This window comes from Candidatus Hydrogenedentota bacterium (assembly GCA_013359265.1).
Taxonomy (GTDB): Bacteria; Hydrogenedentota; Hydrogenedentia; order Hydrogenedentales; family SLHB01; genus JABWCD01.
Genome location: JABWCD010000007.1, coordinates 178,993 through 189,172, shown reverse-complemented (window position 1 = coordinate 189,172; position 10,180 = coordinate 178,993). Strand labels below are relative to the sequence as shown.

At 59.8% G+C, this 10,180-nt stretch carries 7 protein-coding genes; 3 read left to right on the top strand and 4 right to left on the bottom strand.

Annotated elements, in window-relative coordinates:
- Positions 1-94 precede the first annotated feature (94 nt).
- Both HUU46_09145 and HUU46_09140 read right to left on the bottom strand, forming a co-directional pair.
- The gene (locus tag HUU46_09145; GenBank protein ID NUM53794.1) at positions 95-397 is read right to left on the bottom strand and encodes a hypothetical protein; all 303 of its coding nucleotides are present in this window, start codon (positions 395-397) and stop codon (positions 95-97) included.
- 1,036 nt (positions 398-1,433) lie between these two features.
- Positions 1,434-2,243, bottom strand: a complete 810-nt coding sequence (locus HUU46_09140) for a ZIP family metal transporter (GenBank protein NUM53793.1) — start codon at positions 2,241-2,243, stop codon at positions 1,434-1,436.
- Positions 2,244-2,418: 175 nt separating this feature from the next.
- Here HUU46_09140 and HUU46_09135 point away from each other — a divergent pair, with 175 nt between their 5' ends.
- From HUU46_09135 to HUU46_09125, 3 genes are all read left to right on the top strand, one after another.
- Positions 2,419-3,246, top strand: coding sequence for a hypothetical protein (locus tag HUU46_09135; GenBank protein NUM53792.1), 828 nt, complete (start codon positions 2,419-2,421; stop codon positions 3,244-3,246).
- An 84-nt stretch (positions 3,247-3,330) separates the two neighbouring features.
- Complete coding sequence (locus tag HUU46_09130; GenBank protein ID NUM53791.1) at positions 3,331-4,851, top strand: MmgE/PrpD family protein; 1,521 nt, start codon at positions 3,331-3,333, stop codon at positions 4,849-4,851.
- Between the two features lie 144 nt (positions 4,852-4,995).
- Positions 4,996-5,808, top strand: coding sequence for a glycerophosphodiester phosphodiesterase family protein (locus tag HUU46_09125; protein ID NUM53790.1), 813 nt, complete (start codon positions 4,996-4,998; stop codon positions 5,806-5,808).
- A 49-nt stretch (positions 5,809-5,857) separates the two neighbouring features.
- Here HUU46_09125 and HUU46_09120 read toward each other — a convergent pair whose 3' ends face one another.
- On the bottom strand, positions 5,858-9,028 hold the full coding sequence (locus HUU46_09120; protein ID NUM53789.1) for an efflux RND transporter permease subunit: 3,171 nt from the start codon (positions 9,026-9,028) through the stop codon (positions 5,858-5,860).
- A gap of 26 nt (positions 9,029-9,054) precedes the next feature.
- Positions 9,055-10,119 (bottom strand): efflux RND transporter periplasmic adaptor subunit, encoded by a 1,065-nt coding sequence (locus tag HUU46_09115; protein NUM53788.1) that lies wholly within the window; start codon positions 10,117-10,119, stop codon positions 9,055-9,057.
- Positions 10,120-10,180: the final 61 nt, after the last annotated feature.

Below are 10,180 nucleotides of genomic sequence, written 5' to 3'. Positions count from 1 at the left end.
CCGTCTGCTGGGTCACCAAAACCTCCGTCCCTCGACTGAATCCAAGCATTATGTTTATCGGCAGTTTCCATAAATGCTTCACTCGGCTAAAGAATTACTTTGCTTCTATCTTGAACTCAATAGCCAAGACCAAACCATCAATCAGGACAATTGAATCGACACGATGCCCCATACGCGGTATTATGAATTCAAAGTAAACCTTTCCAGTATACCCAGCCAAAGCGCGCCGCAGTATTTCTATCTGTTGAAGCCACGCATCCGTCTGCGACTGGAGGATGGAAAAGGGACTGTTGCGGGCGAGTTCACCGACAATGTGTTCGGTCGGCTGGCGAAGGAATACGTCAATGGTTTCACCGTACCACGCACGTCTGATATAAGGGGTGCTGTGATTGAGCATGAATTAGAATCAAGGTTCCATTTTTCAAGAGAGGCTAACAGAAAACTGTTGGTGAGGCGAACCTTTCTTTCTTGACCTCCCAATTCCTACATCACAAGGGGTCCTGTTGCCCTCGCGGATTGGCTTCAAGGGACTTGGCGCAGCGTCGTTGGCGGTATCTGTGCAGTCCCGCCGTCGCGCAGTGCCGTACCAGAGGATGTACTCGATCTGCCCGTTGCCGCCGAATTCGAACTCGTTACTAAGCTCTGCTTGGTAACGCGTTCTTGAAAAGCTCCGCTTTGTTCCGCTCCCTCGCACTTCGCGCATTGACCCGCACCCCCGAATGGCGTGGCCCGTGTCATCCGTCTCTCCGCGGTGAATCCAAAATGCTCCCGAAATGCAATGCCACGGGCAAAGTAGTAGGAGCGTGGTCGTAAACGGCGACCTCGAGGGCTGGCCATGACCAAAGCGCAGCACCCCTTCTGCGCCCTCCGGAGCGGCAGGGTTGCGGCGGATGAGTGCAGGCGTGCGTTACCAGGCAGAGCACGACAACGAGGAGAAAGCGCTCAACACGAAAAACTGATCATAAGAATACAATCTCGCTCACGGCTGCGGGATATGCGGGCGAAGCGCTACTCCGGTTCTACGCCAGGCTTCGTACACCCCCCCTTGAACCGTCAAAACAAAAAAGGTAGGGGGGTGCAGACCCCCGGTTGTCAACAGTGTTACCCTCGTCCCCCAATCCCGTGTTCACGGTTCCCTGCGATCTCGGTGCTCTCCGCGTCTACGTGGTGAACGACCGGCGAAGGCGAACCCCTGCGTGACCTCGTGCAACGCTACGGAAGAACTTGTCACCCGTAGCCTCGTGTACGGAATCTGCAAGGACTTGTCCCCCGCAGCATTGTGTACGGTATCTGCAAGGACTTGTCCTTCGTAGCCTTGCGCGAAGTACTGGAAGGACTTGTCCCCCGTAGCCTTGCGCGAAGTGCTGGAAGGACTTGTCCTCCGAAGCCTTGCGCGAAGGAGGATGCAACACGATGGGCGAAGAAGTAGGAGGTCACCCGAGCGCTACATCGAGCGTCATCATGACCGCAAACCCTGCCATGACGCCAATGGTGGGTAGGTCGGTGTCGCCCCGGCGCTGCGACTCGGGAATGAGTTCCTCGGCGACGACGAAGATCATCGCGCCGGCGGCAAACGAAAGCGCGTACGGCAGCATGGGCTGCATCGCGAGTACCGCGGCCGCGCCGAGCGTCCCCGCGATGGGCTCGACTGCGCCGGACATCTGGCCGTACATGAAACTGCCCGCGCGCGACATGCCCTCGCGCCGCAGCGGCAGCGCCACGGCTGTGCCTTCGGGGAAGTTTTGAATTCCGATGCCGATGGCCAGCGCCAGCGCGCCGCCGAGAGTCGCGCCGGGCAAATCCATCGCGGCCGCGCCGAACGCTACGCCCACGGCGAGCCCTTCCGGCACGTTGTGGAGCGTGATGGCGAGGACGAGCAAGGTGCTGCGCCGCCAAGAGGTGTGAATGCCCTCTGCTTCGCTCATGGCAAAACCGGGATGCAAGTGGGGAAGGACCTTGTCCGCTGCCCAAAGAAAACCGCCACCGCACAGAAACCCAACGAGCGGCGGGCCCCACGGGGACGCGCCGTTTCCCGCGCTCAACTCGATCGCGGGCGCGAGCAACGACCAGAAGCTCGCGGCGATCATCACGCCGGCCGCCATGCCCAGCATCCCGTCGAGCACTTTTTGGTTGAATGCGCGAAACGCGAAGACCACCGAAGCGCCCAGCGCGGTGACGCCCCAAGTGAACAGTGTGGCAAGCCCCGCCTGCGCCACAGGATGCAACTGCGCGAGTGCGTCCATGCATTTGTCCCCCACGTTCATTATACCGGCTTGTCGGTATGGGCGGTCACCCGTTACGATCCCCGGTTTGGCGCGTTTGCGCGCAGGTGTGCAACGTGTAGTATCTGAACGATGGGCAACTAACGAGAAATGCCGGTGGCATTTTGGGTAGACGCCATGAAAAGGAGCGTGTCATATGCGGCCGATTAGGATGTTGGGTCTTTTGGCCTTGTGCATCAGCGTCGCGGTTGGGAGTGTGAATGCCGCGGAGGGAAAAGAGAAAAAGGAAAAGAGGGGCGCGGCATCCGCAGGGAGTGCCGCGGAAGGCGCATCGCCCGTAACCGAGGCAGACACCAAGGACACGAAGGGAAAGAAGAAAAACAAGGACGAATCCGATGCTGCGGACAGCGGCGAGTCCAAAACCAAGAGCGAGTCCGCCGAAGCGAAGGCGCGCCGCGAACTCCTCGAGGCGAAGGAGTCCGGCGGCGACGAATCGGAGTTGAACTCGCTGGTGCAGGTACTTGGCCTGAGCGACACCCAAAAGAACGAAATCGAGAAGGAATTCGAGCGGTACCGCGCGCGCCTGGCGGAAATCAAGGCGCTGCCCGACAAGTCGCCGAACGAGAAGCTGCTCCGGGGCCCGCAACGCCGCGCGCTGCGTGAAGACCTCGCGAAGTGGATTACCGCCCATGTGTCGCCGGGGCAAGCGCAGAAATTCGAGGCGTACGAGAAAAAGCGGCGGCGCGATTTGTACGACGAGCACGTGACGAATCGCGTGACGAAACTGACCGAGGATGTTGGCCTCAACACGGCCCAGCAGGAAAAGGTCAGGACGATCTACAATGTGCAGCTTGGCGGGATTCAGAACGCGGCGGACGAATTGTACGCGGCGTCGCGGAAAGCTGGCGCGTCCGCAGCCGAACTGGAAAAAGCGCTCGAAGCCAAGCGCGACGCGATGAAGAAGGCGATCGAAGGCGTGCTCAAACCGGACCAGCTCGAGAAGTATAAGAGCGTTGAAGAATAAGCTCCGCCGCGCCGCGCCGAATCGTCGCTGGCGCGCACGGAAAGTGAAAATGCCAAACTTGCGGAAAGAGGGGACGACTGCCTAATGAAGTTGCACACCGTTCGCGTGTATCCGTCGAAAGAACCGTTGCCGCGCGAGGAACAGTTGGCGTGGAAGATCGCCGCCGTCGCGAACGATCGCGCGCCGATCGATCCCGCGGCGCAGGACATGGTCGTCAATCGCATTATCGACAACGCGGCAGTGGCCTTGGCGGCAATCAACCGGCGTCCGGTGGCGAGCGCGCGCAGCCAGGCCGTGGCACACCCGCGCGCAAGCGGCGCGCAGGTGTTCGGCGTTGAAAATACGCAAGCGTTCGACGCCGAGTGGGCGGCGTGGGCGAACGGAACGGCCGTCCGCGAACTCGATATGCACGACACCTTCCTCGCCGCGGACTACTCGCATCCCGGTGACAACATCCCGCCGATTCTCGCCGTCGCCCAACAGTGCGGCGCAAAACGCGGACTGACGGGCCGCGACCTCGTGCGCGGCATTCTCACCGGCTACGAAATCCAGATCGCGCTCGTGAAAGCGATTTGCCTGCACAAGCACAAGAAGGATCACATCGCGCACCTGTGCCCCGCGCAGGCCGCGGGCATCGGCGCGTTGTTGAGTCTCGACACGGAAGCGATCTATCAGGCCGTGCAACAAGCCGTTCACGTATCGTTCACGACGCGCCAGTCGCGCAAAGGCGAAATCTCGAGTTGGAAGGCCTACGCCCCCGCGCACGCGGGCAAGCTTGCGGTAGAGGCTGTCGATCGCGCCATGCGCGGCGAGGGCAGCCCGTCGCCGGTTTACGAAGGCGAAGACAGCATCATTGCCTACATGCTCGATGGCGCAAACGCTGCGTACGAGGTGCCGTTGCCCGAGCCCGGCGAGCCCAAGCGCATGATCCTCGAGTCGTATACGAAAGAGCATTCGGCGGAGTACCAGTCGCAGGCGCTCATCGATCTCGCATTCAAGATGCGCGCGCAAATTCCCGATTTCGAGTCCATCGAGAAGATCACGATCCACACGAGCCATCACACGCACTTCGTCATCGGCACCGGCGCGAACGACCCGCAAAAGATGGACCCGAAAGCCAGCCGCGAAACGCTGGACCACAGCATCATGTACATCTTCGCGGTCGCGTTGCAGGACGGCCGCTGGCACCACGTGGACAGCTACGCGCCCGAGCGCGCCGCGCGACCGGACACCGTGCGGTTATGGCACAAGATCGAAACGCGTGAGGACGCCGAATGGACACAGCGCTACCATTCAACCGATCCGAAGGAGAAAGCCTTCGGCGGGCGAGTAGAAATTGCGTTCAAGGATGGGAAGAAGCTGGTCGATGAATTGGCGGTGGCGAACGCCCATTCGCTCGGCGCTCGGCCCTTTCAGCGCGCCGACTACATCCGCAAGTTCCATACACTCACGCAGGGCATCGTGAGCGAGAAGGAGGCGAAACGGTTTCTCGATGTTGTGCAGTCGTTGCCCGAGTTGGATGCGCGGGATTTTGGGGCGCTGAACGTGCAGGCAGACGCTTGCGAATTGACCTGCGCCGAGAGAGACGAGCGAGGGATATTTTGAGAGAAGAGGATCGATCGAATACCGAGAAGATCGATTACGATTACGAGCACGAGCACGAGCACGAAGCACGATCCTCCTTCGCCCGATCGGTTTCGGAGGACAAGTCACGAGCATGAAATCAATACGATGAAGGGGATGGGTCGTATGAAGAGAAATCAGTTGGCAGCCTGGCTTGTAGTGCCCGCTGCCGCATTCGCGTTTTCGTTTTGCGCATTCGCTGACCTCGGCCTCAAACCTCCCAAGCACGCTGGAGTATACGTTGTCGCGCACCGGGGCGCGCACGAGGGCATTCCGGAAAACTCGCTCGCGGCCTACCAGAAGGCCATCGATCTCGGCTGCGATTTCGTCGAGATCGACGTGCGCACCACCAAGGATGGCAAGTTCGTGAGTGTGCATAACAGCAGCATCGATGCATACGTTCCGGGTAAGACTGGAAAAGTAAAGGACATGACGTTGGACGAACTGCGCGCCCTCGATATTGGCGCGCGCATCGGCGACCAATGGAAAGGCACGAAGATTCCCACTTTCGAGGAAATCCTCGATCTCTGCAAAGGCAAGATCGGAATTTACCTCGATCTGAAAGACGCTCCCGTGCCCGAACTTGTGACGATTGTCAAGGCGAAGGGAATGGAGAAAGAAGTGATCTGGTACGTCGGCGGCAAGGACCTCGCCGATTTACGTTCGTCCTGCCCGGAATGCTTCGAAATGCCCGACCCCGGACCCGAGAAAAACCTGGCGAACCTGCTCGCCAACAAAAAGCCGCGCATCGTCGCGTCGGTGTGGAAGTTCTTCTCCAAGACCTTTGTCGATGCATGCCACGCCTCCGGCGCGATTGTCATCTGCGACGAAAACGGCACCGAGTGTTGGAAGGACATGCTCGCATGGGGCACGGACGGAATCCAGACCGATCACCCCGCGGACTTGATCAAATATCTCGAAGAGCACGCGAAGAAGTAAATCTCGTCATTGCGGCGATTCCTTCCGCTGGTATGTGTTATAGCAGATGCTATTTAGCAGGAGCCGTTTCCGTTGTCGCGAGTGCGGCCGACTTTTCCGGCGCTTTGCCGCGTTTCTCCATGCGGATGAACCACGACAACATCGGCGGGATGAGGAAGACGGTGACAACTGTTGAAAGTGCGATACCGCCGATGACGACGGCGCCGATGCCGCGATAAAGTTCGGAGCCCGGCCCCGGCCACAACACAAGCGGGAGCATGCCGAACACGCTTGTTGTGGCGCTCATGTAGATGGGACGCAGGCGCGTGCGTACCGAATCCTCGATCGCCGGTTCATAATCCATGCCCTCGAAACGAATGTTGTTCAGCGCCTGGTGCACGATCAGAATTGCGTTGTTCACGACCGCGCCCACTAGGATGATAAAGCCGAGCATCGTGAGGATGTCGAGTGACTGCGCATGGATCAAAAGGTTCACCAGCATCAGGCCCAGAAACCCGCCCGCGCCCGCGAGCGGGACCGTGAACATGATGACGAACGGATAGACGAAGTTGCCGTAGAGCGCCGCCATGAGCAGGTAGGTGATCATCGCGGCCAGCACGAAGTTCCATTTCACCGCGTTGCGCGTATCGAGCAGTTTGTCCGCCGTGCCGCTGTACCGGATACTCACATCCTTGATCTGGCCGTTTGCGCGAAGGTCGGCAACTATCTCGTTCTCGATCCGTTCCATCGCTTCCTGAATCGTGATGGAGAACGGCGGCGTAACGGATAACGTAATCGTGCGGTCGCGTTCGAGATGGCGAATTTCCGTCATGCCCGTCGTTTCGACCATCTCGGCGAGCGCGGACACCGGAACGGTCGTGCCAAGCGGCGTTGCGATCATCGACGAGTCCACTTCTTCAGGCGTTGCGACATCGGCGTCGGCCACTTTCACGACGAGCTCGATTTTCTTCTGCCCCTCCTGCTTGTAGTCGCCAATCTCGCGGCCGTCCATCAGAACGTCGATGTTGATGCCCAACTGCTGCGCAGTCATGCCGACCGCGCGCAGCCGATCGCGGGAGGGGACAAATCGGACCTCCGGAAACATGACTTCCAACGCGGGGCGCGGCCGGACTTGCGACTCGGCGATACGCTCCAATATCGCCGCGCGCAGCGCGCCCGCCGAGGCGATCAGATCCTCAAGATCGCCGCCGCTGATGTCCACGTCAATGCTGCGCCCGCGCCCGCGGCCCGACTGCAAAATGCTTGCTTGCGAACTTACGCCGAACACGGACGGGATGCGCGCGATTGCCTGCTGACACAGCGGAACCAACTCCCTCGTCCGCGCCTGGTCCTGGCTGCGCACGATGCAGAACAGCGTCGAACCGCGGCCCATAAAGAACATACTCGCAACGCCGGGGTAACCCTCGTGTCCCACCTCGTAGTAGGGCTTCAGGTATTCGTAGAACTGCATCCCGATTTCCGCCCGCGCTTCATACGACAAGCCCGGCGGCGGGATAATCGAGTTGAAGATAATATCGCGGTTGCCCTCGGGCAAATACTCCATCTTCGGGAACATCGCGTATGTTGCAATGCCCGCCGCTCCGGTAATGACGACAACGCTTGCGAGCCGCGTGAGCCGATTTCGCATGACAGTCCCGCGAAGCAGCCCCATACACGCACGGCCCAAGAACGCGCCGATACGGCCAAACACGTCCAGCTTTGGCCATCGCGCGAGATCGAGCGCGTTCGAGACCCGCCAGGAGTACACCTGCTTCGATAGCGCGGGAATCACCGTCGCGCAGACAAGCAGGCTAATCATCACGCCCGCGGAGATCGCAATCGCAATCTCGCGGAACAACTGTCCCGCTTCCTGGTGCAGAAACACAATCGGCAGAAACACCGCGACGTTCGTCAACGACGACGCCACCACCGCGCCCCAGACTTCCTTGGTCCCTTCGTAGGCGGAATCAGCCGGAGATTTGCCCATCAAACGGTGCCGGTCGATATTTTCGAGGACGACGATCGAGTTGTCCACGAACATGCCCACCGAAAATGCCAGGCCCGCGAGACTGATCACGTTCAAGGTGCCCCCGGACCCGTAAATGAAAATGAACGTGCCGATGATGCAGATCGGGATTGAACTCGATACAACGACGGTGGGCGCGACGCTTCGGAGGAAAATCAACAGGACGGCGACAGCCAACAGACCGCCGACGACCACATCATGGCGTACCAACTCGATTGCGCCGTTGATATACGGACGCTGGTCCGATACCCAGTCGAGCTGAAGTCCCATCTCCTTCAGCTTGCCTTCGTTCAATTCGTTGAACGCCTGTTCAACTCTGTCTGTAAGTTCGAGAACGTTTACGCCGGGTTCGGGCGACACCCCGCAGGAGATCGCCGGCTTTCCGTCGGCAAACGTGGGGGTCGTCAATTTCTCGAAGCCCATCTCGACGTTGGCCACATCGCCTACGGTGATGCGCCGTTCTCCATCGGAACGCAGTACGACGTCTCTGATGTCCTCGACCGAGCGAAATTCCGCCACCGTGCGAATGCGGTAATCGCGCCGCCCCACGCCCAACACGCCTGCGGACACGTTGGCGTTTTCCGCGCGCAACGCGTTAACGACGCTGTCGATCGTCAATTGGTGCGCCGCCAGCAGGTCCGGCTTCACCAGCACCTGCATCTGCTTGGCCGTTCCGCCCGAGGACCACAGGTCCGCCACGCCCTCGATTCGCTCGAAGTGCTGGCGAATCTCGTCCTCGAAATACGTCAAGTATTCGTAAATGTTGGCGGGATTGCCCTCGCGCGGGCGTAACACCATCCACACAACCGGCGAAGTCTCTGTGCCCTGCGCGTTGACGACGGGTTTGTCCACGTTTTGCGGGTACTCGGGCACCTCGTCGAGCTTGTTCGATACGCGCAGCAGCGCTTCCTCGATCTCGGTACCGAGCGTAAACCGTAGGTCGATGCTCGCCCGGTTGTTGAAGCAACTGCTTTCCATTTCGTAGAGGCCGGGAATGCCCTTGAGGACTTTCTCCTGTTCCTCGACGATGTCGCGCTCGATCTCGTACGGCGTCGCGCCCGGCCAAAACGTTTCGACCTCGATCACCGGTTCTTCTACGCGCGGGGCAAGCTGATACGGCATGCGCATGAGCGAGATGACGCCGAACAGTGTGACAAGCAGCACGCCGACGATCACGCTGACCGGGTTCTCGATCGATGTTTTGATTATGTCCATACGCTGTCGCTACCGCGTGGCGGACGCTATCCGGCGCGTTCTATGTCGATCGGCTGGCCGGGGCGAATGCGTTCCTGCCCGCGGACGATCACTTCGTCGCCGGATTTGATTCCGTTGGCCTCGATACCCGTGCGCAACCCGTCTCGCCCGACGATGGTCACCACCGTGCGAACAGGAAGTCCCTTGTCGACGCGATACACATAGCGCTGTGAACCGTCCTGCAGAATCGCGTCGCGCGGCACGATCACGCAGTTGCGCGCTTCACCATCCGGAAGCGTTGCCCACGCGGTCATGCCCTCGACGAGCCACTCCTGCTTTTCGACCCGAATCTTTACCGGGAACGTGCGGTTCTTCGTATCGCCCCGCGGAATCACCGTCACGATTTCGCCGGGAAATGTTTTTCCGGCGACGCGAATGGCAATCGTCATACCCACCTTTGCATGGACGACACTCGCCTCCGTGACATTGACGATCACATCGTACAAATCGTCGCGCGCGAAGACGGCTACCGTATCGCCCGTATTTTTCCAGTCGCCGATTTCCGACGTGCGGTCTACGACTCGTCCGCTGAACGGGGCACGAATCGTCTTCTTTTCGATCTCGCGCTCGAGGCGCTCCACCTCGGCTTTCGCTACCTCCACGCGGTGATCCGCGGCTTCCGCGGTAAAGCGGATATCGTCGTATTCCTGGGGCGTGGTGACTTCGTCTTTCAACAGACTTTGCGCGCGATCGAGCCGCGCCCGTTCGAGTTTCGCTTGCGTCTCGGCCTGCAAGACCAGCGCCTTGGCCGCACGGTGTTCCGCTTCGAGCAACACGAAATCCAGCCGGACCATGACCGCGCCCTTGTCGATGTGCTGGCCCTCCTCGAACAGGACTTCCGTAACCTTGCCGTCCACTTCGGTTGCGAGTTGGGAGACTTCCTTGTAGAAGACGTTTCCTTCCCATTCGATATTGGGCGCGATGATCCCTTCTTCAACAACGCTTACCGAAACTTTGGCAGCCTGCTGGCCGCCGCCGGGAGGACCTTGCGCGGCCGCGGCGAGGGCGACGGAGCAGGCAAGCGATGCGATTCGAATGGGATATGATTTCATGAGGGCATACTTCTCGCTACATGCGCATCGACGTTAACCAAATGAATACAGTAGCACATTC

Excerpts from the sequence above, each read along its gene's own strand:
- HUU46_09130 (NUM53791.1), top strand. The coding sequence starts at position 3,331 with ATGAAGTTGCACACCGTTCGCGTGTATCCGTCGAAAGAACCGTTGCCG.
- HUU46_09145 (NUM53794.1), bottom strand. The coding sequence starts at position 397 with ATGCTCAATCACAGCACCCCTTATATCAGACGTGCGTGGTACGGTGAA.
- HUU46_09135 (NUM53792.1), top strand. The coding sequence starts at position 2,419 with ATGCGGCCGATTAGGATGTTGGGTCTTTTGGCCTTGTGCATCAGCGTC.
- HUU46_09125 (NUM53790.1), top strand. The coding sequence starts at position 4,996 with ATGAAGAGAAATCAGTTGGCAGCCTGGCTTGTAGTGCCCGCTGCCGCA.
- HUU46_09115 (NUM53788.1), bottom strand. The coding sequence starts at position 10,119 with ATGAAATCATATCCCATTCGAATCGCATCGCTTGCCTGCTCCGTCGCC.
- HUU46_09140 (NUM53793.1), bottom strand. The coding sequence starts at position 2,243 with ATGGACGCACTCGCGCAGTTGCATCCTGTGGCGCAGGCGGGGCTTGCC.
- HUU46_09120 (NUM53789.1), bottom strand. The coding sequence starts at position 9,028 with ATGGACATAATCAAAACATCGATCGAGAACCCGGTCAGCGTGATCGTC.